General features: G+C 73.4%; 19 protein-coding genes and 1 tRNA gene. 17 read left to right on the top strand and 3 right to left on the bottom strand.

The genetic code is table 11. The features are described from left to right. Positions 1-80 precede the first annotated feature (80 nt). Positions 81-1,385, bottom strand: a complete 1,305-nt coding sequence (locus tag WME97_RS13950; protein WP_437552387.1) for a formylglycine-generating enzyme family protein — start codon at positions 1,383-1,385, stop codon at positions 81-83. 4 nt (positions 1,386-1,389) lie between these two features. Beyond that, a complete protein-coding gene (locus WME97_RS13945; RefSeq protein ID WP_437555384.1) occupies positions 1,390-2,835 on the bottom strand; it encodes a sigma-54-dependent transcriptional regulator in 1,446 nt (481 codons plus the stop codon). A 344-nt stretch (positions 2,836-3,179) separates the two neighbouring features. Here WME97_RS13945 and WME97_RS13940 point away from each other — a divergent pair, with 344 nt between their 5' ends. The 12 genes from WME97_RS13940 to cyaY all read left to right on the top strand — a co-directional run bounded on the left by WME97_RS13940 (position 3,180) and on the right by cyaY (position 14,290). Further along, positions 3,180-4,019 (top strand): tetratricopeptide repeat protein, encoded by an 840-nt coding sequence (locus WME97_RS13940; protein WP_437552386.1) that lies wholly within the window; start codon positions 3,180-3,182, stop codon positions 4,017-4,019. Between the two features lie 154 nt (positions 4,020-4,173). Then, positions 4,174-5,388 carry a hypothetical protein gene (locus WME97_RS13935; protein ID WP_437552385.1) on the top strand — a complete coding sequence of 405 codons (1,215 nt, stop codon included), beginning with the start codon at positions 4,174-4,176 and terminating at the stop codon, positions 5,386-5,388. Next, complete coding sequence (locus WME97_RS13930) at positions 5,385-6,659, top strand: hypothetical protein (RefSeq protein WP_437552384.1); 1,275 nt, start codon at positions 5,385-5,387, stop codon at positions 6,657-6,659. The genes WME97_RS13935 and WME97_RS13930 overlap by 4 nt, the downstream gene beginning before the upstream one ends. Before the next feature lie 11 nt (positions 6,660-6,670). After that, the gene (locus WME97_RS13925) at positions 6,671-7,255 is read left to right on the top strand and encodes a hypothetical protein (protein WP_437552383.1); all 585 of its coding nucleotides are present in this window, start codon (positions 6,671-6,673) and stop codon (positions 7,253-7,255) included. A 116-nt stretch (positions 7,256-7,371) separates the two neighbouring features. Then, on the top strand, positions 7,372-8,073 hold the full coding sequence (locus WME97_RS13920; protein ID WP_437552381.1) for a winged helix-turn-helix domain-containing protein: 702 nt from the start codon (positions 7,372-7,374) through the stop codon (positions 8,071-8,073). Between the two features lie 3 nt (positions 8,074-8,076). Then, entirely contained in the window at positions 8,077-9,453 is a 1,377-nt protein-coding gene (locus tag WME97_RS13915; protein WP_437552380.1) for a histidine kinase dimerization/phospho-acceptor domain-containing protein, read from the top strand. A 280-nt stretch (positions 9,454-9,733) separates the two neighbouring features. Next, positions 9,734-10,474, top strand: coding sequence for a polyprenyl diphosphate synthase (uppS, locus tag WME97_RS13910; RefSeq protein WP_437552379.1), 741 nt, complete (start codon positions 9,734-9,736; stop codon positions 10,472-10,474). A 121-nt stretch (positions 10,475-10,595) separates the two neighbouring features. Then, positions 10,596-10,669: transfer RNA gene (locus WME97_RS13905), tRNA-Arg, on the top strand. A 64-nt stretch (positions 10,670-10,733) separates the two neighbouring features. After that, complete coding sequence (locus WME97_RS13900; RefSeq protein WP_437552378.1) at positions 10,734-11,015, top strand: hypothetical protein; 282 nt, start codon at positions 10,734-10,736, stop codon at positions 11,013-11,015. Between the two features lie 100 nt (positions 11,016-11,115). Continuing rightward, complete coding sequence (gene phnA, locus WME97_RS13895) at positions 11,116-12,411, top strand: phosphonoacetate hydrolase (protein ID WP_437552377.1); 1,296 nt, start codon at positions 11,116-11,118, stop codon at positions 12,409-12,411. 34 nt (positions 12,412-12,445) lie between these two features. Further along, positions 12,446-13,894 carry a phosphonoacetaldehyde dehydrogenase gene (gene phnY / locus WME97_RS13890; RefSeq protein WP_437552376.1) on the top strand — a complete coding sequence of 483 codons (1,449 nt, stop codon included), beginning with the start codon at positions 12,446-12,448 and terminating at the stop codon, positions 13,892-13,894. 57 nt (positions 13,895-13,951) lie between these two features. Then, positions 13,952-14,290 carry an iron donor protein CyaY gene (gene cyaY / locus WME97_RS13885; protein ID WP_437552375.1) on the top strand — a complete coding sequence of 113 codons (339 nt, stop codon included), beginning with the start codon at positions 13,952-13,954 and terminating at the stop codon, positions 14,288-14,290. Between the two features lie 27 nt (positions 14,291-14,317). Here cyaY and WME97_RS13880 read toward each other — a convergent pair whose 3' ends face one another. Beyond that, positions 14,318-15,994: a hypothetical protein gene (locus WME97_RS13880; protein WP_437552374.1), complete on the bottom strand. Its 1,677-nt coding sequence runs from the start codon at positions 15,992-15,994 to the stop codon at positions 14,318-14,320. Positions 15,995-16,424: 430 nt separating this feature from the next. On the opposite strand from WME97_RS13880, the gene WME97_RS13875 reads away from it, so the two are divergent. From WME97_RS13875 to WME97_RS13855, 5 genes are all read left to right on the top strand, one after another. Beyond that, the gene (locus WME97_RS13875) at positions 16,425-18,632 is read left to right on the top strand and encodes a pseudouridine synthase (protein ID WP_437552373.1); all 2,208 of its coding nucleotides are present in this window, start codon (positions 16,425-16,427) and stop codon (positions 18,630-18,632) included. 111 nt (positions 18,633-18,743) lie between these two features. Continuing rightward, entirely contained in the window at positions 18,744-20,231 is a 1,488-nt protein-coding gene (locus WME97_RS13870; protein ID WP_437299587.1) for an HD domain-containing phosphohydrolase, read from the top strand. A 2-nt stretch (positions 20,232-20,233) separates the two neighbouring features. Continuing rightward, complete coding sequence (gene lipB / locus WME97_RS13865; protein ID WP_437552372.1) at positions 20,234-21,082, top strand: lipoyl(octanoyl) transferase LipB; 849 nt, start codon at positions 20,234-20,236, stop codon at positions 21,080-21,082. Between the two features lie 144 nt (positions 21,083-21,226). Next, on the top strand, positions 21,227-23,485 hold the full coding sequence (locus tag WME97_RS13860) for a hypothetical protein (protein ID WP_437552371.1): 2,259 nt from the start codon (positions 21,227-21,229) through the stop codon (positions 23,483-23,485). 144 nt (positions 23,486-23,629) lie between these two features. Next, on the top strand, positions 23,630-24,328 hold the full coding sequence (locus WME97_RS13855) for a hypothetical protein (RefSeq protein ID WP_437552370.1): 699 nt from the start codon (positions 23,630-23,632) through the stop codon (positions 24,326-24,328). Positions 24,329-24,337: the final 9 nt, after the last annotated feature.

Raw genomic sequence — 24,337 nt, 5'->3', positions numbered from 1 at the left:
GCCGCCGCGCGCCAGCGCCACCCGTTACGACGGCGTCGCGACCGCGAGCCCGGGCGCGCTCGTCGCGACGCCGAGGGGCCTCAGTCGTACGAGAGCCCGCGGCGGCCCTTGTGCTTGCGCTTGCGCTCCTTGTCGGCGACGCCGATCTTGCCCCACTCGTAGGTGATTCGACGGCGGAAGGCGCCCAGCGCATCGCCGCCGTACAGGAAGAGCTCGCGCGGCGAGTCCGTCTCGCCGATCGTGGGCTCCCAGAGATCCGACGGGACGAACGCGAGCAGCGCCGGCGCGCTCATGCGCATCCGGCTGATGAGGAGCCCGCACGTCGTTCCGTCGCCCGGGCGCGAGCGCTTCGCGCGCTTGGCGCGGCTGCGCGGCGCCCCGTTCACCCCGGCCGGCCGCGCGCAGCCGCCGCCGAGCACGAGCTCCTCGTTGCCCCGGGGGTGCCAGGTCCACATGCGCTCCACGCTGAACGCCCCCTCGGCCGACCCGGCCCGGGACGCGTTGCGCACCTCCTCCGGCGCGAGCGCCGCGAGCTGCGCCGCCGCGCGCGCGTCGACGAGCGGCTCCAGCCGGAGCGGGCGATCGCGCGTCACCTCGAGCACCACCTCGAAGCTGTTCACCTCGCCGGCACAGCAGCGGACGCCGACCTCGGGGCGGCGCGTGTCCGGCTTGACGCCGCGCCCGTGGGCGCATCGCCCCACGAGCTCGCCCGTCGGCCCGTTGCCTCCGCGCAGCGTGACGAGCCCCTGCTTGCCGCTGTCCCGCTGCCACTGGCTCGAGGTCCAGGTCCATACGCCGCCATGGAGATCGTGCACCCCGAACGCGCTCACGCACCCGGCGTTCACCCCGTTGGGCGTCAGGACCCGGCTCTGCCCGGTCGCGCAGACCGGCGCCTTGTACGTGTCGCCGTACTCGTACGTGGTGTTGTCCGGCCCCTTGCAGGCCCGCTCGATCTCGAGCTCCGTGCAGAGGCGCTTGCCCTGCGCCTCGCACAGCGCGCGCGCCTCGTCCTGCGCGATGTTCGTGGTCGGGATCGCGCCGACCTCGTTGGGGTACGAGAAGATGTCGATGTAGAAGCCGTGCATCACGACCTGCGCGCCCGCCATCTCCTCGTCGGCGATGCGCGGCAGCCGGTCCGGCGGCGTGCCCGCGATGAGCACGCCCTTCGGGATCCACGCCATGCCGGGGCGCGGCTCCGGCTCGGTCTGGCTCACGTCCCAGGGCGGGGCGGCGTCGAGATCGGCGTCCGTGCCCTGCGGGGCGCCGCCGCGATCGCAGCCGGGAGAGGCCGCGAGGAGGCCGGCGAGCGAGGCGGCGACGGCGAGGGCCTTCCCCCCCGGCGCGCGGCCCTGTGCGCGGACGGAGCGCTGCTCGCCGAGGCCCACGGGCTCACTCGGCGTCGCGCTCGCGGAGGTTCAGCTCCTTCATCTTGAGCTGGAGCCCCTTGCGCGAGATCTTGAGGAGCCGCGCGGCGTGGGTGACGTTGCCGTGCGTCTGCTTGAGGGCGCGCTCGATGAGGTCGCGCTCGAGCTTGCTCATCGCCGCCTTCACCTGCTCCTTGAGGCCGTCGGGCGTCGAGGGCGCGGCGGAGGTGTCCGCGGCGGCGGCCGCGAGCGGCAGCGTCGCGCCGGGCGCCGACGTGGCGCCGCCGCGGATCTCCTCCGGCAGGTCGTCGAGGCGGATGCGCGCGCCGTCGGCGAAGAGCAGCGCCCGCTCGACGACGTTCTCGAGCTCGCGGATGTTCCCCGGCCAGGCGTGCGAGGCCAGGCGCTCGAGCGCCTCGGGCTCGATGCTCTCGATGCTCTTCTTGAGGCGCGCGTTGAACTTCGCGACGAAGTGGGTGCAGAGGTGGGGGATATCGCTCCTCCGGTCGCGCAGCGCGGGGAGCGCGATCGGGACGACGTTGAGCCGGTAGAAGAGGTCTTCCCGGAACGTGCCCGCCGCGATCTCCCGCTTGAGGTCGCGGTTGGTGGCGGCGACGAGCCGGACGTCGACGTGGATGGTCTTGATGCCCCCGACCCGCTCGAACTCGCTCTCCTGCAGGACGCGCAGGAGCTTCACCTGCATCTCGTTCGGGATCTCGCCGATCTCGTCGAGGAAGAGCGTCCCGCCGGAGGCGAGCTCGAAGCGCCCCGGCTTGGAGGCGACCGCGCCGGTGAAGGCCCCGCGCTCGTAGCCGAAGAGCTCCGACTCCATGAGGTCCTTCGGGATGGCCGCGCAGTTGACCTTGATGAACGGCCGGTCGCGACGGCTGGAGTTCTCGTGCAACGCCCGCGCGACGAGCTCCTTCCCGGTGCCGCTCTCGCCGCTGATGAGCACCGTGGTCGGCGTGTCGGCGACCCGCTCGAGGATCGCGTAGAGCTCCTGGATGGGCGGGCTCTCGCCGATGATGCCGAAGCGGTCGGAGCCCCCCCGGGGCTGCGCCGCGGAGACGTCCCGCGTCGCGTCCGCGCTCGCGAGATCGCGGGTGCGGAGCGCCTTCTTCACGACGACGCGCACCTCGTTCTGATCGAACGGCTTCGTGATGTAGTCGAACGCGCCCGTCTTGAGCGCCTCGACGGCGTTGTCGACGGTCCCGTGCGCCGTGAGCAGCACCACGGGCCGCGACGGGTCGTCGCGGAGCGCGGCGCGGAGCAGGTCCATGCCGTCGACCTTGGGCATCCGGAGATCGGTGATGACCAGATCGATGTGGTGCTCCTTCAGGAACGCGAGCCCCTCCTCGCCGTCTTCCGCGGTGTGGACCTCGTAGCCATCCCGGCCGAGCTGGGCGCTGAGGACCCGCCGGAGGTTCGCCTCGTCATCCACGACGAGGATCTGCTTCTTTTCGGGGAGCATCACCGGGCGAGACTAGCAGAACCGGAAACCAAGCAAGCGCCGGGACCGCCCCTCGACGCTCCGGCCGGTCGCCCTCGCGCCGCGCGGGCGCGCCGGCGGCGTTCCCGTCCCGCTCCCCGCGGCGCTCCCCGCGGCCGCCGCCTCGCTCGGCGCTCCCATGCCGTCCCCCGGCTGTCGCTTCGCTCGGCGCTCCTGTCCCGCTCCCCTGGCCGCCGCTTCGCTCGGCGCTCGCCACGCCGGTCGGCAGGCCGAACGCATTGCCTCGAGGTCCGTAATAGTTCCTTTTTCTCGCTGCCGGCGAAGCGGATCAGTATGCTGCGGCCACTTCTCGGAGGGCGGCTCGGATGCGTGTGCTTCGGACTTGGCTGGTCGGTCTCGGCGCGGGGATATTCCTCGCCGCGGGGTTGGCCTTAGCAGGAGATCCGGCCATCGAATATCCCGAGTGCTACCGCACGGCGACCCCCGCCGACCTGGAAGGCGCCAAGGGGGCGCACAAGGCCGCCACCCAGTTCTACGAGCGCGCTGACTACGATCGCGCCATCCAGTACTGGAAGGACGCTTACCAGCTCGACTGCTCGGCGCACGGCGTGCTGATCAACATCGCCAACGCCTACGAGAAGAAGGGCGAGCGGGCCGAGGCGGTCACGGCGCTGGAGACCTACCTGGCCCGTACGCCGGACGCGAGCGACGCGCAGACGATCCAGGACAAGATCCAGAACCTCAAGAACGCCCTCCGGCCGGCGCCGAGCGCCAGCGCGAGCGCGTCCGCGTCGGCGCCGGCGGTGCTCCCGACGGCCCCCACCGCCTCGGCGATCCCGGAGCGCCCCAAGGAGGAGCCTCCGCCGCAGCCTCCTTACGGCTATTCGCCGTGGGTCGCGACGGGCGCTGGGGTCGTCACGCTGCTGGTCGGCGGGATCTTGACCTCGAGCGGCTTCGCGGACATTGGCGCCGCCGAGGACCGTTGCCCGTCGCGCAAGGGCTGCACGGAAAAGGTGGCCGAGCGGGGCAATCAGGGGCGCACGCACGCGACGGTCGGCGGCGTGCTGCTCGGGTTGGGCGCCGCCGGCGTCGCCGGTGGCCTCATCTGGGAGCTCGGGTTCAACCAGCCCTGGCCCAGCAAGCTCCAGCTGACCCCGGTCGCTGGACCGGGCGCGGCCGGGCTGGGCATGGCCGGCCGCTTCTGAGAGCCGGCTTCCTGGCCACCCGCTGCCTTTCGCCGGGCGCGACGGCGACGTCGTCGGGCGCCCTGGCCGCACGGGACGGCGGGGCGGCAGAGGCTGGCAAGCGAGCGCCGCCTCGCGAGCGAGCGCTCACCGGCGCATCGTCTACTCTCCTGTCGTGCGTCTCAGCTCCTACGCCTGCTCGCCCCTGACACGGCGCTGTCTGCACAGGATCGCGCTCCCCTGCGCGCTGCTCGCCGCGCTCACGGGTACGATGACGGCGGTGCTCGCCGATGGCGACGCCCCTGCGCCCGCGATCTCACGGGTCGGCCGTCTGCTCGTGCCCACGGCCGTCGCGGCGCCCGCCGATTCCTCGGCGCCACCCAGCGTCGCGATCCTCGCGACGCCTCCGGGGGCGGCCCGGACCACGCTCCACATCGCGCCGATCGGCGGAGCCAAGGCCGGTCCCGCGCTCGCCACGCTCCGGCACCTGAGCGACGCCGTGGTCCGCGCCCGCGTCGTCCCGCGAACGCGGCTCGTGGTCGCGACCGCCGAGACGAGCCCGTCCAGCGACCGCTCGTTCAACGCGAGCCTCTTCCGGATCCAGCCGGGCGCAGAGCCCGTCGCGCTCTGCGACGGCGTGGTCCACGCGAGCCGCCCGCTCGTCACCGCCGACGGGCGCGTCTTCGTCTCGCGCGGCGTCGCCGGCCCGGAGCCGCAGCCCGACAACGAGCCCGCGCAGCTCCGGGTCGACGCGCTCACCATCGACGAGGTCGACCTCGCCACCGGCGCGATCCGCACCGTGCACCGACACACCGGCCACCTCGCCTTCCTCGCCGGCGCGTGGAACGGCGAGCTCGTCCTCTACCGCGTCTCCCCGGCGTCGGCCGACATCGTCCTCGTGGACCCCGACTCCGGCGCGACGCGGGTGATCGCCCCGTCAATCCCGCCGTTCGCGCGCGATTTCTCGATCGACGCCGCGGCGGGCGCGCTCGTGTTCCAGGAGCGGCACGAGACCGACCCCGGCCTGTGGGTCATCGATCGGCTCGATCTCGCCCGGGGCAAGCGCACCCGGCTCGAGGCGAGCGCGAGCCACGCCCTCGCCCCGTACGCCTGGCCGGGCGGCGGGATCGCGTACACGCCCGAGCGCGCCACCGGCTTGTTCGTCGTCGGCGCGCGCGCCGCGGTCCGCAGCCCGCTCGGCCCCGGCATCGACGTCATCCAGGCCGTCTCGCAGGACGCGGCGTGGGTGGCGGCGCTGCACGCGAAGCCGTCCGCGTTCGCCGTCCCCTTCGCGATCCGGGTGGAGAGCGGCGATGTCGCCGCGATCCCTGCGCCACCCGGAGCGCGCATCGCGGTCGCCGGCTTCACCGCCGCGAAGGAGGAGCCGTGACGGGCCGCCTTCTCCTGGTCCCGGCGGCGCTCTCCGCGGCCGCGCTGGTCGCGCCGGCCGCGCGCGCCGCGTACTGCCCCTGCTTCACCGCGTCGAGCGCGTACAACGATCGCGGCTGCGCGATCGAGGCCGTGCCCGGGATCAACCCCTCCGTCGCGGAGTGGAACGCCATCTTCGACCGCGTCTCGCGGGGCCCCGAGGCCTGGGGCGACGCCGGACCGCCGGCCTTCAACCTCGGTCAGGGCTGCGATCTGCCCGAGGCGCGGCGCGACGTTCCCGCCACGTTCCCCTGCGAGCTGCTCAAGGCGATCGCCATGCAGGAGTCGGGGTGGCAGCAGTTCTGCGCGCCGGACCGGCCCATGGATCAGGCGGGGGAGAGCTCGCGGACGATCATCTCCTTCGACTGCGGCTACGGCGCCTCGCAGATCACGAGCGGCATGCGGCGCGGCGACAGCCCGGATTTCGATCCGCGCCGCGTGGCCGCGGAGCCGACCTACAACGCGGCCACCGGCACCCAGATCCTGGCCTCGAAGTGGAGGGCCACGCGCTGCGTCGGCGACCGGCAACCCGCGTTCATCGAGCACTGGTACAGCGCCGTCTGGGCCTACAACGGGCTCGCGTACGTCAACAACCCGAATAACCCCAACTACGACGCGGGGCGCGGCGTCTACGACCCGGCGATCGGCGGCGCCGCTCCGTACCAGGAGCGGGTGTTCGGCTGGATGGAGCACACGGGGGGGCGCTGGGAGAGGACCGAGGCCGCCTACCCTGACCTGGGCGAGATCGGCGGCACAGGCGCGCCGCCCGCGCTCTCGGATCCCCGCTGCGCGTCGCCGACGGACTGCACGCGCAAACGTCCCCTCCATCTCACGCGCTGCGCGGACGAAGGCGGCGCGACGGGCGGCGGCGGCGCAGGCGGCGATGGCGGCGCTGGCAGCGGCGGCGGAAAAGACGGGAGCGGCGGTGAAGGCGGCGGCACGGGCGGCCGCGGCGGCACGGGCGGCCGCGGCGGCGCAGGCGGGAGCGGCGGCGACGCCGGAGACGCCGGCGGCGCGCCCATCACGACCGCAGCCCACGGAGGCGCTGGAGGCCCGCTGGGCAACGACGACGACCATGACGACGAGACGACGGTCGGCATCTACGGCCGATGCTCCTGCGACGCGCCCGGGAACGGCGCGGCCGCGGGTGCGGCGTCCTGGCTCTCGCTCTGCGCCGGGGCGCTCGCGGTCGCATCGCTCCGGAGGCTTCCGAGGCGACGCCGCGCCGACTAACCTCGACATCCATGCCGCCTCCGCTGGGATCCGAGCACATCGCGGCGTGGGCTGCCCGGCGCGGCCTCGCCTTCACCGCGCGCCCTGACGAGGCCTGGTTCCGCCGCTGGGAGCCCTACGACACGATCGCGCCGCCCTCCGCGTACCTCTCCGCGTGCACCTGGACGGCGAACCCCGGGCACGCGGTGATCGCCGAGCCCTGGTACGCCGAGGGCGAAGCCGAGCCCCTCGAGCGGACGCTGCTCGGCTTCGCGGCGCACCCGGCGCTCCAGCGCCGCGCCTCGATGCGCGTCGGCGAGCATTTCCTGACGCGCGTCGCCTTCATCGAGAGCGCTCCCCCGCCCCGGGTCACCCTCGACGATGCGCTTTGGGACGCCCACGTGACGACCTTCGCCGCCTCCCAGCGCGAGGCCGCAGGCGCGTTCCATCCGCGGCTGCGCAAGCTCCTCGCCCGCCGCGGTTTCCAGGGGCACATCGAGCTCCGCCCTGGCGGCCTCGTGGTCCACTGCGCCGGCCTGCGGCCCATCCCGGAGCACTACGAGCGGCTGCTCGGCGTCGTGCGCGAGCTCGTCAACGCGGCGATCCCCAGCGCCTGAGCGCGCACGAACGCGGCGATCGCGACGCCCGCGAGCCCCCCGCAGGGGCGGGGCCGGCCAGGCCCGCTGGCCAGCCCTGTCGACGCGTCCGCGGCGCCGTTCTAGGCTCAGAGGCCATGGCCAAGGTCCTGGTCGTCGAGGATGAGCCGGCCATCGCCGAGTCGATCGCCTACTTCCTGCGCCGCGACGGGTTCGCGGCCACCGTCGCCACCACGCTCGCGGCCGCGGAGCGGGAGATCGACAACGCCGACCTCATCATCCTCGATCTCATGCTCCCCGACGGCAGCGGCTTCGACCTGATCGGGCAGGCCCGGCGGAGCGCGGCGCGCGCCGCGATCATCGTCCTGTCGAGCCGCGACAGCGAGGCCGACCGCGTCGCCGCGCTCGAGACCGGCGCCGACGACTACGTGACCAAGCCGTTCTCCCCCCGTGAGATCGTGGCGCGGGTGCGGGCCGTCCTGCGCCGCGCCGCGCGGCCCTCGCCGTCCGCCGGCGCGCCGGCGCCGCTGCCGCTCGTTGTCGACGAGGCCACGCGGCGCGCGTACGTGAGCGGCCAGAAGGTCGACCTCACCCGCGTCGAGTTCGATCTGCTCGCCTGCATGCTCGCCGCGCCGGGCAGGGTCTTCACGCGCGCGCAGCTCATCGATCGCGTCTGGGGCGACGGGTTCGCGATCACCGACCGGACCATCGACTCGCACGTGAAGGGGCTCCGGAAGAAGGTCGTCGAGGCCGGCGGCGACGCCGACCTCATCGAGACGGTGCGCGGCGTCGGCTACCGCGTCGCGGACAAGCCGGGCCCCGCGGAAGGCGGAGGCTGACGGGTGCTGCGCCTCGTCGTCACCGCGGCGGCGGCGGTCTCGCTCATCCTGCTCGTCGCGCTGTTCGCCTCCCGCCTCGTCCGCGCCCGGACGGCGGGGATGAGCATCCGGATGCAGATCTTCATCGCGCTCGGCGGCATCGTCGGCGCGTTCGCGTTCGGGCTCGGGCTGCTCGTCATCGATCGCATCGAGGCGCGCGCGACCCTGCTCGCCGAGGGCAGCGCGCGCGACGAGGCGGCCGCGTTCGCCGCCGTGGCCGCGATGGAGATGGAGGTGCGCGGCGTCGATCTCGCGGCGGTGCGCGCGCTCGACGGCGAGGCCGAGGGCCCGACCGCCCAGAGCATCGCGCTGCTCGATCCCGAGGGCCGCGTGCTCCGGGCGCGCGGCGCCTCGCCGGGCGAGCCCGGGACCGTCTTCGTGACCGCGCCCATCCAGGTCGGCGGCCAGCGCGTCGGCAGCGTGCAGGTCGTGAAGCCGACCATCGTGGTGCAGCGGATGGTCGCCGACTTCGCCCCGCCGATCCTCGTGCTCAGCACGGTGCTCGGCGCAGCGGCGGCGATCTCGTCGTTCCTGATCGGCCGCACCATCGCGACGCCGATCGAGGCGCTCACCGAGTTCGCGGTGCGCGTGAGCGAGGGCGAGGTGCGCGCGGCGACGCCGCCGGCGCAGGGCCGCGAGGTCCAGCGGCTGACGCGCGCCATCGACTCGATGCGGCGCCAGATCGAGGGCCGCCCCTTCGTCGAGACCTTCGCCGCGGATCTCTCGCACGAGCTCAAGAACCCCGTCGCCGCGATCCGCGCGAGCGCCGAGGTGCTCTCCGAGGGCGCGCTCGACGACGCCGAGGAGGCCGCCCGCTTCGTCGCGCGCATCCGCGAGGCGACCACGCGGATCGAGGCGCTCCTCGGGGAGCTGCTGTCGCTCGCGCGCCTCGAGGCGCGCGGCGTGGAGCACGCCGCGGTGGTCGACCTGGTCGCGATCGCAGAGGCCGCCGCGGCGCGGGCGCGAGAGCGCGGCAGCCGCGTCGAGCTCGACGCGCCGAGCTCGGCGACGGTGCGCGGCGACGAGCAGTGGCTCTCGCGCGCCCTCGACAACCTGCTCGACAACGCGCGCACGCACGGCGACGCCGCGGCCCCCGTCCAGATCGCCGTGTCTCGCATGGGCGGACAGGTCGCGATCTCGATCCGCAACCGCGGCGAGATCGGGCGGCACGTCGCGGGCCGCCTTTTCCGCCGTTTCGTGACGACCCGCGCCGACCGGGGCGGCACCGGCCTGGGCCTCGCGATCGTCAAGGCGATCGCCGAGGCCCACAGCGGCTCGGCCGAGTGCACCCACCGCGGGCCGCCCGAGGTCGAGTTCAAGCTCTCGCTGCCGGGGGCCTGATCCTGTGAAAGGATGAGCTCTCTCGCCATGCCGCCCCGGCGACCCTCTTGGTTTCCGGGAGGTTTCCTCGGTTTGACAGCGCACCGGATCGGTGGTGCGAAGGCGCGGCGGCGGTCTTCGGCGAGCGGGCTGGAGAGCTCGCGCACCCGTCAGCGAGCAGAGCGTCTTGAGCTCTCCCGCGCCATCCTCCACAGAACCTCCACAATCGCATCACCGTCGGCCCCCCCACCGCGCCCATGCTCGGCGCAGAGTCTTTCGTCGTCCCCACCCAGGAAAGCCCATGACGTCCAGCAATCTCCCCAAGCACGTCGCGATCATCCTCGATGGCAATGGCCGCTGGGCGGCGGCGCGGGGGCTCCCCCGCATGCAGGGGCACCAGCACGGAGCGCAGGCCGTGCGCCTCTCGGTGCGCGCCTGCCGCGATCGCGGCATCCCGTACCTCACGCTCTACGCGTTCAGCGTGGCGAACTGGTCGAGGCCCAAGGACGAGATCGACGCGCTGATGCGCATCTGCCAGGAGTTCGCCGAGGGGGAGCACGACGAGCTGATCCGTCGAGGGATCGCGGTCCAGGTGGTCGGCGACCTCGAGGACATCCCGACGCCGACGCGGCGCGCGATGGAGAAGCTCGTGGAGGACACCGCCGGCGGCACCGAGATGACCCTGGCGCTCGCGCTGAGCTACGGCGGTCGCCGCGACATGGCGAACGCCATGCGCGCGCTCGCGGTCCGCGCGCGGGCCGGGCTGGTCATCCCGGAGGAGATCAACGAGAAGTCGCTCCGGAACTTCCTGACGACCAGCTCGATGCCGGATCCCGATCTCATCATCCGCACCGGCGGCGAGAAGCGCCTCAGCGACTTCCTGCTCTTCGAGGCCGCGTACGCGGAGCTGTTCTTCACCGACACGCTCTGGCCCGATTTCACCGAGGCGACCTTCGATGAGGCGGTCGCGACCTATTGCCGGCGACAGCGGCGTTACGGCCGGACCGGCGAGCAGGTCCGCCGCCTGGCCGCGTCGACCTGAGCGGACCTCGCCGGGGCGCTCCCCGCGCCCACGGCACCGGTGATGCTTGTAACGCTCGCAACGCTTGTAACGCTCGATTCCGCGTCCGCGATGCAGTACGAGAGATGCGCTTGTCGTCCAAGCGCCCGTAGCTCAGCTGGATAGAGCAGCGGCCTTCTAAGCCGCGGGTCGCAGGTTCGAATCCTGCCGGGCGTGCCCAACGTCCTCGGAGCGTCGCTTGACGGTGCTGCCCGGCGCGGACCACCATGTCCCTGACGCCATGGACAAGAGGGTCGTGCTCGTGCTGGGCGGTCTGGTGCTGGGCGCGGCCGTCGCGCTCGCGGCGGGGCGGGTGCGCGCCCAGGGGCTCACGCCGAGCGTCCCCCCACCGCGGTGGGAGCAGGACTGCGAGCAGGCGCACGGCGTGGACGAGGCCCGCGCCATCGCGAAGGCGCGGGGCGAGGGCGGCTGGGAGCTCGTGGCGCTCGACGCCGGCGTGATGTGCTTCAAGCGACCGGTCCCGGCGCCTCCGAAGCCGGCAGACCCCTGGCCGGGCTACTGACGCACCGCCGCTCCCCTGCCCGCCGTTCGAGGCGGAGGAGCGCGCATGGCGGCGCAGCGACGCCCCTTCTCGGCCCGCGCGCCGCGTGTCAGCGTTCGGCATGATCGAACTCGGCGACCGGCGCTATGCGCTGCCCGCGCGCAAGACGGTGGTGTTCTGCGTCGACGGGTGCGGGCCGGAGTACCTCGACCAGGCGCTCGCGGACGGGCTGATGCCGCGGCTCGCGGGCACGCTCGCCGCCGGCGGCCTGTACGTGCGCGGTCGAGGCCAGGTCCCGAGCTTCACGAACCCGAACAACGTGTCGATCGTCACCGGCCAGCCGGCGCGCGTGCACGGCATCTCGGGCAACTATTACCTCGACGCCGCCACGGGGGAGGAGGTGCCGATGAACGATCCTCGGTTCCTGCGCGTCCCGACGCTCTTCGAGAAAATGGAGCAGGCGGGCGTCAGGACCCTCTGCGTCACGGCCAAGGACAAGCTCCGCGCGCTCCTCGGCGCCTGCCGCGAGGGGGGCCCTCGCCCGATCTCGCTGTCGGCGGAGAAGGCGCACGAGCAGGCGATCCCGGAGCGCGGGATCGGCTCGATCACCGCCGCGGTAGGCCGCGAGAACCCGTCGATCTACGACTGGGACATCTCCCACTACGCCATGGAGATGGGCCTCGCGCTGCACGAGCGGCTCTCGGCCACGCTGCTCTACGTGTCGCTGACCGACTACGTGCAGCACAAGGAGCCGCCGCGCGGGCCGATGTCCGATCGGTTCTACGCCCGCTTCGACGCCCTCTTCGGCGAGTACCTCGACGCCGGCTTCGTCTGCGGCATCACCGCGGATCACGGCATGAACGACAAGACCGCGCAGGACGGCTCGCCGAACGTGCGCTACCTGGACGACGCGCTGCGCGAGGCCGGCCTCTCGAGCTTCCGCGTGCTCCTGCCGATCACCGACCCGTACGTCGTGCACCACGGCGCGCTCGGGTCGTACGCGACCGTGTACCTCGGCGCGCCGGACGACGGCGCGCGCGCCGCGCAGGTCCTCGAGCGGCTCCCGGGCGTGGAGCTCGTCCTGACCCGGGAGGAGGCCGCGCGGCGCTTCGCGCTGCCGCCGGATCGGATCGGCGACCTCGTGGTCCTCGGCGACCGGAGCACGGTGCTCGGCAAGAGCGCGGCCTACCACGACCTCTCCGCCGTCCAGCGCGGGCTCAGGTCCCACGGCGGCCTGCACGAGGCGGAGGTGCCGATCCTCGCGAGCCACCCGCTCCGGCCCGGGGAGCGCGCCTGGCTCCTCGGCGCGGAAGCGGCCAAGGCGGACGCGGGCGCCGCGCACGGCCGGCCGAGCGCGCTGTCGAACGCGGACGTCTTCGATCTGGTGCTCAACCGACTCTCGACCGCCATGGCCTAGCGCCGACGATCGAGCGCCTGAAGGGGGGACAGGGATGGGCTCGATGCTCTCAATCGATCGACCAGCGTTCCATTTTCCGTGCCTGATCGGGGGAAGACCGGTGAGCCGGGACGAGGTCATCCTCGTGCGCTACCCGTTCACGGGCGAGGTGATCGGCAGCGTGCCGAGGCTCGACGAGGGGGCGGTGCTGGAGGCGCTCGCGAGCGTGTCCTCCGGCCCGCCGCGGCTCTCTCGCCACGAGCGCAGCGAGATCCTGCTCCGCGCCGCGGCGCACATCGAGGCGCAGGCGGGGGCGGTGGCGCGGCTCATCACGTGGGAGAGCGGGCTCTGCCTCAAGGACACGGCCTACGAGGTGCGGCGCGCGCTCGACGTGCTCCGCTTCTCCGCGTACGAGGCGCTCCGCGACGACGGCCAGTGCCTCGCGTTCGACATCTCGGCGAACGGCAAGCCCCGGCGGGGGTACACGCTGCGCGAGCCGCTCCGCCTGGTGACGGCGATCACCCCGTTCAACCACCCGCTCAACCAGGTCGCCCACAAGGTCGCGCCGAGCGTCGCGAGCGGCAGCTCCATGGTGCTCAAGCCGTCGGAGAAGACGCCCCTCTCCGCGATCTACCTCGCGTCCGTGCTGCACGAGTCGGGGCTGCCGCCCGGCATGCTCAGCGTTGTGACCGGCGATCCGGCGGAGATCGGGCGCGCGCTCGTGACCCACCCCGCCGTGGAGCTCGTGAGCTTCACCGGCGGGGTCGAGATCGGCAAGCGCATCGCCGGCCTGCTCGGCTACCGGCGCGCGGTGCTCGAGCTCGGCGGCAACGACCCGCTCATCGTGCTCGACGACGCGGATCTCGACGAGGCCGTGCGGCTCGCGGCGTACGGCTGTTACAGGAACTCGGGGCAGCGCTGCACGGCGGTGAAGCGGCTCATCGTGAGCGAGCGCGTCGCCGACGAGCTCGCCGGCCGCCTCGCCGCCGCGTCGGCGCAGATCAAGGTGGGCGATCCGTTCGATCCGGCGACGGACATGGGGACGGTGATCTCCGAGGCCGCGGCGCGGCAGCTCGAGGCGGCGGCCGAGGACACGCTCGCGCGCGGCGCCCGGCTGCTGTTCGGGAACGAGCGCCGCGGGGCCCTGTACGGCCCCACCGTGATGGATCACGTCCCGCGGGACGCCCCCTCCGTGCAGCACGAGACCTTCGGCCCGCACGCGCCCATCCTGCGGGTGAGGGACATCGACGAGGCGATCGCCGTGGCGAACGGGACGAGCTACGGCCTCTCCGCCGGCGTCTGCACGAACGACCTGCGGCGCGTCCACAGGCTCGTGCGGGAGCTCCGCTGCGGCACGGTGAACGTGCGCGAGGTGCCGGGGTACCGGTCCGAGCTGTCGCCGTTCGGGGGGATCAAGGACAGCGGCATCGGGGTCAAGGAGGGCGTCGTCGAGGCGATGAAGGCGATGACCAACGTGAAGCTCTACACGGTCCCCTGGGAGTGAGGGGGCGCCGGCGCTTCCCCGTACCGCCTCGGCGCGCGCCGTTGTAAGCGGATCGGCATGAGCGGAGAGCCCCTATCGGAGCGAGAGTTCGACGACGTGGCCGATCGGTCGCTGCGCGCGCTGGATCGAGCGATCAACGAGATCCCCGACGGCGTCGAGGCCGACCTGCAGAGCGGCATCCTCACCCTGGAGTTCGAGGACGGCATCAAGTACGTCGTCAACAGCCACCGCGCGGCGCGGCAGATCTGGATGGCCGCCGAGCGGGCCGCGTGGCACTTCGACTACCGGCCGTCCGAGGACCGCTGGGTGGCCCAGAAGTCGGGCGAAGAGCTCTGGAGCACGCTCGAGGCCGTGCTGTCCCGGAAGCTCGGCCGCGCCGTGAAGCTCGCTTGCTGAGCCGCGCGGCCCGCGGGGCGAGGTGCGTCACAGGGCGAAGCGGATGCCGAGCCCTCCGAGCAGGCCCGTCACGGAGGCGCCGACCCGGAGGTCGAAGGCGACGCGGTCCCACGGGCGAAGGGCGAGCCCGATCTCGGGCAGGACGAGCCACGGATAGACGAGCGGCCGCAGGCCTTGAGGCCGCCCCTTGGGACGGGTGAACCAGCTCGGCTCGACGTAGCCAGGGTAGTGATCCGCGTCGTAATCGAGCTGGTTGCAGTACCGGAAGCTCCCGACCGGGTTGTTGGGTCCGCGGCATTTCACATAGCGGTACGGGTCCCCCGGCACGAACGAGCCCGGGTCGCCGGGCACCGCGTCGCCGGGATATGCCTGGGTCCGGTAGAGGTCGCCCATGAACGTCCAGCCCACGCCAAGGCCGGCCCCGACGCGGAAGGCGAACAGCTCGTCCCGATCGAGCGGGATGTTCCAGACCAGTCGGACGCCCGCCTGGAGCGCCTGGAGATCGCTCTCGACGATCTCGTAGTCGGTGTCCGGGTGTCCCTTCGGCTTGAACGGCGTCTCGTCCATCCAGAAGCGCGCGTAGGCGACCGAGAACACGAGATCGAACCGCCGCCCGAGCCGCGTGGACAGCGAGATGTCTCCGCCGGGGACGAGGACGTCCCGCCCCCCTTCTCCGAGGAGCCCGAACATGAGCTGAGGGATGAAGAAGCCCTGGAAGCCTGCGCCGAGCCACACGTCGCGCTGCCTGCGCGGGCTGGGCGGCGTGGGCTCGGGCATCTCGACGGCGGGCTTCGGCCTCTCGTCGGGGCCCGTCGCGACGCGCGGCGTGTCCTCGGCCGGCTTCTCGGCGGCGCGAGGCGGCTTCTTCGCGACAGGCTTCTCGGCGGCGCGAGGCGGCTTCTTCTCCGGCGGCTTCTTCGCGACAGGCTTCTCGGCGGCGCGAGGCGGCTTCTTCTCCGGCGGCTTCTTCGCGACAGGCTTCTTCGGCGGCTTCTTCTCCGGCGGCTTCTTCGCGACAGGCTTCTTCGGCGGCTTCTTCTCCGGCGGCTTCTTCGCGACAGGCTTCTCCGGCGGCTTCTTCTCCGGCGGCTTCTCCGCGACAGGCTTCTCCGGCGGCTTCTTCTCCGGCGGCTTCTTCCCCCCGGGCTTCGGCTTGAGGCGGAGCTTGATCTCGCGCCGCTGCTTCTCCTTCAGCGTGACCTTCTGCGACGTCTCCTCGTGGCCCTCGGCCCTGGCGACGATCACCAGCACCTCGCCCGGATCGAACCGGTGCGGCGCCGACGGCTCGCTGATCACCTCGCCGTCGATCTCGACCACCAGCCCCTCGTACGGCTCCGCCGGCGTGACGACGAGCGTCGGGATGCGCACATCGAGCTGAGCTGCCTTCTTCTTGGCCGATGTGATGGCCGCGACATCCCGCGCGTTGTAGCCGGGCGCCTTCTTCTCGCTCGCGACCTTGTGATAGATGTCGCTGGCCTTCAGCAGATCGCCCTGCTTGACGTAGCAGTCGGCGAGCGGAACCGCCGAGCTCGGGCGATGCCGCTGGCTCTCGGCGGACTCGAGCAGCGGGATCGCCCGCTTGCAGAAGCCGCCTCTGGCTGCGTTCATGCCCTGGTTCGCCTCCTTGTCGCCGGGTCCGGCGAACACCGGAGGGGCGAGCAGCACAGCCAGGAGGCCGAAGAGAGAAGCGATCGAAAGACGCAAGAGGCGCTCAGTCTACCACTGCCCCCGCGAGGCGCGCGGGACGGACCGGGCGCTGCGACGCTACGACCGCGGATGTCGCGAACGGCGCGGCCCGAGGTAAGGAACAGCGCCAGGGATCGCCCACATTGGCCCCTGCGTTGCCTGGCGGCTGGCTCGACGGAGCGAGCGGGGCCTGAACCGCCCACCGTCCGGGCAGATACCGCAGACCCCGGCGAAAGCGCGGGATCTCGTCAGGACCCAAGAGCGCTCCCCGGCGCGCCGAGCGCCGCAGACGAAAAGCTCGACGGATTCCGCTTTACACCTTCGACGCTGGCCGAGAGCCCCTGTAAGCTCCCCCGGAATGGCTTCCGGCGCAGGTATCGAAGGACCGCACGGGCTGGGCGAGAGCACCAGCGCAGAGGGATCGGGCGGCGGTGTTTTGTCCGGGCCCGTGCGACGCACATTGAAGGCAGGCGAGATCCCGAACACGCTGATCGAGTGCACGCACTCGGTCGAGTGCGCGGGCTGTCCGCTCATCGCGGGTGATTACGCGGAGCAGCTCGGCACCAAGCGTGCTCGGGTCGTGTCCGCAGCCGCGCACTACCCATCGCTCGGGCTGCTCCAGACGAGCTCGGTCATCCCGGCCGATCCGATCACCGGCTATCGCGGTCGAGCGAAGCTCATCGTCGCCCCCTCCGGCGCGATCGGGCTGTACGGCCGCACGGGACATCACGAGGTCGTCGACATCCCGGGCTGCCGGGTCCTCACCCCGGCCCTCGCCGCGGTCACCTCGCGGCTGCGCGAGCTGATCGCGTCGCCGCCGCCGGAGGTCCGGCCGCTGCTCCTCCCGTACGACCCGGCGAGGGGCGGCGTGCTCCGCGCCCTCGATCTGCGCGAGGTCCACCTCGCGCCCGGGACGCCGCTCTTCGCGGAGGTGGGAGCGACAGAGGACAACCCGGCGTTCGTGCTTATCACCTTCGTCCTGCAGCGCGAGCGCGCGTGCACGCGCGACGAGCTGCGGGAGGCCGGCCACGCCATCCGCCCGATGCTCCCGCGCGTCATCGGCGTCGCGGCGAACTTCCACGACGCGGAGGCGCCGCAGATCCTCGGGCCCGAGACGATCGTGCTCGACGGCACCGCGCACGCGGAGGACCGGATCGGGCAGACCTACCACATCGCCGCGTTCGGCTCGTTCGTGCAGGCGCACCGCGCGCAGGCCGCGCGCGTGCACGCCCTCCTGCTCCGCGAGATCGCGTCGCTCGAGAACGACGGGCCCGTCATCGAGGGGGAAGCCGCGCTCGGCCCCGCCTCCCGGCGCAAGGAGCCGCCGCGCATCCTCGATCTGTACGGCGGCTCGGGCGCGATCTCGCTCGCCCTCGCGCAGGGCGGCAACCGGGTCCTGATGGTCGAGTCCTTCGCGCCCGCGGCGGCGAACGCCCGCGCCGCGGCCGAGGCCCAGGGCCTCAGCCAGCGCGTGGAGGTGCGCACCGGCGACGTCGCGGAGATCGTCAGCTCCCTCGTCAACAGCTCGGAGAAGTTCGACGGCATCGTGGTGAACCCGCCGCGCCGCGGCGTCTCCCCGACGGCGCGCGAGGCGATCGCGCGCCTCGGCGCGCCGCTGCTCGTCTACGTCTCGTGTGATCCCGACACGCTCGCGCGCGACCTCGATCACTTCTGCCGCCTCGGGTACTCGTCGACGGAGCTCACGCCGCTCGACATGATCCCGCTCACGGAGGAGATCGAGACGATCGCGGCCCTCCGCCGGACGCCCCCGCCCGCGCCGAAGGTCATCTACGACGACGACGGCGTGCTGGTCGTCGAGAAGGGCCCCCACGAGCCGGTGGCCACGCAGCCGGAGTACCTCGGCTCGCTGCTCGCCCGGTGCGCCCGCATCCCGGGCAGCACGACGACGCCCATCATCGTGCACCCGCTGGATCCGGGCACGAGCGGCCTGGTCATGCTCGCGCGGAGCGAGGAGGCGGCCGCGCGCTGGGGCGAGGCGCTCGCGAAGACGGGGCGCCTCATCTACCTCGCCGCGGCCAAGGGCGTCACGCCGGGCAAGGGCGCGATCACCCGCGATCTCCGCGAAGGGACGCGCACCTACACGGCGCGCACGCGGTACCGCCGCCTCGCGGTCGCCTCGGGCCACTCGATCCTCCGCGTCATCCCGGACGGCGGGCGCACGCACCAGATCCGGCGGCACCTCGCCGCGATCGGGCACCCGATCCTCGGCGACGAGCGCTACGGTCACGTGCCCACGAACCGGTATTTCGAGGAGAAGCACGGGCTCGATCGCTCGTTCGTGCACCTCGTGCGCATCGAGATCGAGCACCCCCGCACCGGGGTGAAGATGATCATCGAGTCGACGCTGCCCGGCGATCTGCGCTCCGCGCTGGAGCGCTCGACCGGCCCCTCGGTCCTGCGCTTCCTCGAGCAGAAGCACGCCCTCGGCGAGCAGCGCGCCGTGCCCGTGCTGACGACCGCGAGCGACGAGCCCGCGCCGAGCAGCAGGATGATCCCGCTCCGCCCCGAGGACGCGGAGTCCGCGCCTCCTCCCTCCATCCGCAGCCCCGGGCCCATCTCGATCCGCGTCCCGGATCTGGACGAATCGCCCCGGACCATGCGGCACCCCATCATCTCGACCGGCGACGAGGACTGAGCGGCGCGCGCCGCCGCTCGGCCACCCCGGCGAGGCGGGTCCGCTCCTGTGCCCGCCCCGCCCACCTTGGTGCGATGCGCTGCGAGCGGATCTGGTAGGCTTACCGGCCGCATGTCCACGTTTCCAGAAGACCGCCCTCGCATCCTCGTCGTGGACGACGAGAAGGTGATCCGCGACATGCTGGCCGACTTCCTCGGCATGGAGGGCTACTACGTCCGCACGGCGGAGGACGGCTCCAGCGCGCTGAACGAGCTCACGAAGGGTCACTACGATCTCGTGATCAGCGATCTCAAGATGCCGCGCATGGGCGGCATCGCGCTGCTGGACGAGATCGGCAAGACGGCGCCGAACGCGCTCACGGTCATCATGACGGGCTTCGGCACCGTCGAGACCGCGATCGACGCGATGAAGCGCGGCGCCTACGACTACGTGCTCAAGCCGTTCAAGCTGGACGAGGTGGTGCACGTCGTCCAGCGCGGGATCGAGAAGCAACGGATGGCCGCCGAGAACATCCGGCTGCGCGAGGCGGTGTCGCTCTACAAGGTGAGCGAGGCCATCGCGGCCAGCCTCTCGCTCGACCAGGTGCTGGAGACCGTCGCGGACAGCTGCCTCCACGAGGTGTGCGGCGATCTCATCTCGACCTGGCTCGACGACGGCGAGGGCGGCTTCTTCGAGCGCCAGCACCTCCGCGGCCCGTCCATGCCGGCGGGCGCCGACCTCGGGCGGCTCGACCCCGCGCTCGTGCTCGAGCACTTCCGCCCCGACGCGCAGCTGCTCGAGCAGGGCATGAAGGGGCTCAGGTTCTTCGCGGCGGAGCCGGCGCTCCCGCTCCAGTCGCTCGTCGCCGTGCCGCTCCGCATCCAGAAGCGGCTCATGGGCTTCCTCGCCGTCGCGTCGTTCACGCGGACGAGGCGCTTCGACGAGGGGCAGCGCAAGCTGCTCAGCATCATCGGCTCGCGCGCCGCCGCGGCGATCGAGAACGCGCGCCTTTACCAGGATCTCCAGGCGACGTTCCAGCAGACGATCGAGGGCCTCGCCAAGGCGATCGACAAGATGGACCGCTACACCTCGGGCCACTCGGATCGGGTCGCCGTCTACGCCGTGCTGCTGGCGCAGCGGCTCGGCCTCGGCCCGCACGAGATCGAGATCGTCCGGCAGAGCGCGCTCATGCACGACATCGGCAAGATCGGGTGCGTGCTCAACCTGAACAAGCCGGGCAAGCTCACGAACGACGAGTACGAGGTGTTCAAGCGGCACCCCGCCTACGGGCGCGACATCCTCGACCCGATCAAGTTCCTGCACCCGCTCATCCCCGGCGTGCACCTGCACCACGAGCGCTGGGACGGGCGCGGCTACCCGCTCCGGATGCGGGGCAACGAGATCCCGATCATCGCGCGCATCATCTCCGTGGCCGACACGTACGACGCCATGACGAGCGACCGCTCGTACCGCCGCGCGCTCCCCCACGAGGTCGCGGTGACCGAGATCGAGCGGTGCTCGGGCTCGCAGTTCGACCCCGAGGTCGCGGCCACCTTCACGACGCACATCGAGGCCTACCGCGAGGAGCGGCGGGCGCGGGGCGAGAAGGTCCCGGAGTAGCCATGCCGACCACCTCGCTCCGCGACCTCCTCCAGCCCGCGAACGGCCAGACGACGGCCGTCGAGGCGCCCCGGCCGAGGCGCGCGCGCGCCGTGTGGATCGGCCGGCGCCGCTACGCCCCGATCCACGATCTGCAGAAGCAGCTCGTCGAGGCGCGCGCGCAGGGGCGGATCGGCGACACGATCCTGCTCCTGGAGCACGATCCCGTGATCACGCTCGGCCCGCGAGCGAACCCCGAAAACGTGCTCCTCGACGCCCGCGCGCTGGACGAGCGCGACATCGACCTCGTCGCGACGGGGCGCGGGGGCGACGTCACCTACCACGGCCCCGGCCAGCTCGTGTGTTACCCGCTGCTCGATCTCAGGCCGGACCGCTGCGACGTGCGCAGGTACGTGCGCTCGCTCGCGGAGGTGATGATCCTGCTCGCGCGCGAGCACCACGTCGAGGGCGGCGTGGTCGACGGCATGATCGGCGTCTGGGTCGATCGCGCCGCCCCGGAGGCGTGGGGCGGCGCCGAGTGGGCGCGCGAGATCGCGAAGCTCGGCGCGATCGGCGTGCGCCTGTCGCGATGGCTCACGATGCACGGCTTCGCGTTCAACATCGCGGTGGACCTCAAGGCGTTCGAGCTGATCGTGCCCTGCGGCATCCGAGATCACGGCGTGACGTCGCTCCACCAGCTCACCGGGCGGAAGCTCACCGTCGCCGAGGTCGCCCTGGCCAGCGCGCCGCAGCTCGCCCGCGGGCTCGAGCTCGACGTCGCCTGCGTCGAGGATCTGTCGGCTGTCTCGGATCTCGCGGGCGCGCTCCTGGCCCCGGACGCTGGCGCCGCCGAGGGCCGGAGCGCGCCCTAGCCGCGCGCGCCGGCCTCCGGGGCGAGGAGCGCGCCGACGTCGCATGGCGCGCGCTCCGCGGGTGACGCCGGCTCCCGGGACGTGGGACACGCTGCGTCGCGGAGGCAGTGTCGCTCGGCCGTGCCGTGGGCTAAAAGCCGTCCCGTGTGCGCGCAGCCCACCCCACGGCCTCGTGAGCGCGACGGGAGCTCCCCGCTCCACCGCGACGCCTCGCCCGCGCGGCCGCCCTGGCGGCGCCCCCTCGCCCTGGCGCTCGCGGCGGCCGTGGCCTTGTCCGCGCTCGCTCTCCTTGGCCCTGTCGCGGCGGTCCTCGTGGGCACGCGCACCGCCGCCGCATGCCTCGCCTCGATCGAGGCGCCGCGCGGCCCGGCGCTGCCCGACTGCAGGCCCGAGATCCGCTGGTTCGCGCTGCCCTCGCGGCTGCCCTGGACCTACAGGGCGGCGAGCGCGCTGGCCGAGGAGCTCGGCGTGCGCGCAGCGGTCGCCGACTACACCGACGCCGCGGTCGGCCGGCCGGATGGCGCGGCGCTCGCCGGCGCGACCGAGGCGGTGGTGATGGCCCAGGCAACGGTCGCCGCCGGGACCGGGCGCGTCACGTTCGATGAGCTCGGGCCCGCCTGCGGCGTGCCGAGCCTCGGCCGCGAGGCGGCGAGGCTCGGCGATCGCCGCACGCTCCTCTCGCAGCCGGACCGCTGGACCGACTGGCACGTGCGCGTGCACACCCTCCGCGCGGCGCTCACCGAGGGCGACCTGCAGCGCGCGCTCGCGATCGCCAAGGGGTACGCGGCGATGGAGCCCCGCGACGAGGATCTGCGCACGACCACCGGCGCGATCCTCTGCCTCGGCGCGAGCGCCGAGGCGAAGCGCGGCATCGAGCTCCTGACGCTCACCCAGGACGACCGGGCATCGAGGCGCTACGCCGGCATGGCGCGCAACTGGGGCGAGGTCCGCGCCGTCCTCGTCGCCTGCGCCGCCCGGGTCGGCGTGGAGCCTCCGCCGATGCCAGGAGCCCCCGAGGCCGGCGTGGCCGACGCCGTGGAGGTGCGGCTCGCGCAGCGCGCCCGCCTCGCCGCCGCCCGGAAGGACGCCGCCGAGGCGACGCAGCGCGCGACGCGCGCGATCCGCGACCTGCTCGGCACCTCGGCCGCGCTCGATCCAGAGGCCCGCGGCGATCTGCTCGCCGTCGTGCTGGCGGAGGACGAGGCGCTCGACGCAGCCGAAGCCGCCGCGCTCGCGCGGCTGGACGACGATGGGGACGAGCCCGCGGCCGGAGAGGCAGGCCTCGACGGCGCCCCGGCGCGCTCGGGGCCCCGCGCGCCGACGGGGCTGCCTGCGAGCTCGCTGCGCGCGCTCGCCTGGCTCCCGGAGCGCGGGCTCGCGAGGCCCGCGATCGCCGGGTCGTTGCGCGCGCGCGCCGCCGCGCGCGCCGCCGAGCTGGCCGCCGCCCCCCAGCTCTCGCCGTCCCAGGCCGACGCGCTGCGCGCCGCCGCGGGCGCGCTCGCGCTGCGCGCCGCCCGCGAGCTCGCGCTCGAAGGCGACGCGCCCCGGGCGGTCGACGCGCTGGATCGCCTTGGCCCGCTCGCCCCGGAGCTCGCGCCGGAGGCGGCCCGCGCGCTCGCGCGATCGAGCGCGTGGGCCCTCGTCGGCGAGCGCGATCGCGCGCTCGATCTCGTCGAGCGCGTCGACCTCGCCGCCGCGCCGCCCGCGCTCCGCGCGGCCGTGCTCCTGCAGCGCGCCGAGCTCCTCGCCTCGCGCGGGCGCCGGCGCGACGCCGCGCGCGCGGCCGTGCTCGCCGACGAGGAGGCCGCCGCCGCGCGCGTGGTGGACCCCGCCGGCGAGGCGATGCCTTCCCGCGCGGAGCTCGCCGAGCTCGACGCGCGATCGCGGTGGACCCGGCTCTCCCTCGCGCTCCCTCCGGGCGACTCGCCGCTCCGCCAGGGCAGCCCGCCCGCCCAGCTGCCCGCGGACCACGCCGCCGCCTGGCCGTGGGTCGGCTTCGCGAGCCTCGACGCGCCCTGGGCGCGCGACGGCCAGCCGGCGCTCTCGCGCGCGCTCGCCACCTGGAGCGCCGCGCGCGACGCGCCGCCGCCCGCGCGCCGCGCGCTCCGCTACGCCGCCCTCCGCCGGCGCGGCGACGCGCCGCCCGCGCTCGTCCCGTACGCCGCGCTGTCGGCCCAGCTGCTCGGCGACGGCGAGGGCGATCCCGAGGTGTGGCTCGACGCCTTCCTCGCGCTCGACGCCTCGCGCTTCTCGCTCCGGCGCTACGCCTTCGCCCGCGCCGAGGCGGCGCGATGGCGTGGAGATGAAGGCAGCGCGGCCGCATGGCAACGCCGGTACGACGCCCTGCGCGCCGTGGCCTCCGACCCGGACCGCGCCGAGATCGCGCGCTACCTCGGAATCTGACGCTGACCGACGCTGACCGGCGCCGACCCGCGCGGCGTGCCCGCGAAAAACCTGGAGATCCCGCGGCCGCACACCTGGCGGCGGAGGGGCTTCATTCCTACGCTACAGCCTGGCTCGCGAAGATCTGCTCCCGGGGGAGTCCTCATGTGTCCTCATTGCGGAAAGAACGCGCCCGTCATCCACCGCGGGCTCGCCGCGTACTGCACCGCGTGCGGTCGGGAGCGCCTGCCGTTCGCGGGCAAATCGGTCAGCCTGGCGGGGCAGCCGTCCAGGGTCGGCGGCGCGGTCGCCGGCGTGCTCGGCTGGCTGGTCCTCGTCGGCGGGCTCGCGCTGGCGCTCCTCCTCGGGCTGGGCGCGGCCGCGCTGTTCCCGGGGTCGATCGCCGGCCTCGCGATCGGCCTGCCGATCGGCTTCGTCGCCCTCGCCTTCGGCCTGCTCCTCCTGCTGGGCGGACGGAAGCTCTCCCGCTCCGGGGCGAAGGCCTCGCGCGACGCCCAGGTTCAGGCGATCTTCTCGCTCGCGTCGCACCGCCGCCGCCCGCTCACGGCGCAGGAGGTCGGCGTCGCGCTCGACCTGCCGGCCCCGGAGGCGGACGCCCTGCTCACCGAGCTCGCCAAGGAGCGCCCCGGCGACGTGGGCGTCGAGATCGGCGAGCGCGGCGAGATCCTCTACACCTTCCCCGGGATCCCGGGGGCGGCCGCCGTCCGCTTTCCTCAGCCGTCGCTCCGCATCGATCCGGGCGAGGGCGCGGCCGACCCCGCGGCGCGCATCTACGCCGACGAGATCGAGGACGAGGACGCGGGGGCGTCGCGGGCCCCCCGTCGCCGCGAGCAGCTCCGCTGAACATGTCCT

Origin of the sequence: Sorangium sp. So ce367 (genome assembly GCF_051520455.1) — a bacterium.
GTDB classification, from domain to species: Bacteria; Myxococcota_A; Polyangia; order Polyangiales; family Polyangiaceae; genus Sorangium; species Sorangium cellulosum_B.
The sequence above is the reverse complement of the archived record's forward strand: the minus strand, read 5'-3'. Positions and strand labels throughout refer to the sequence as shown.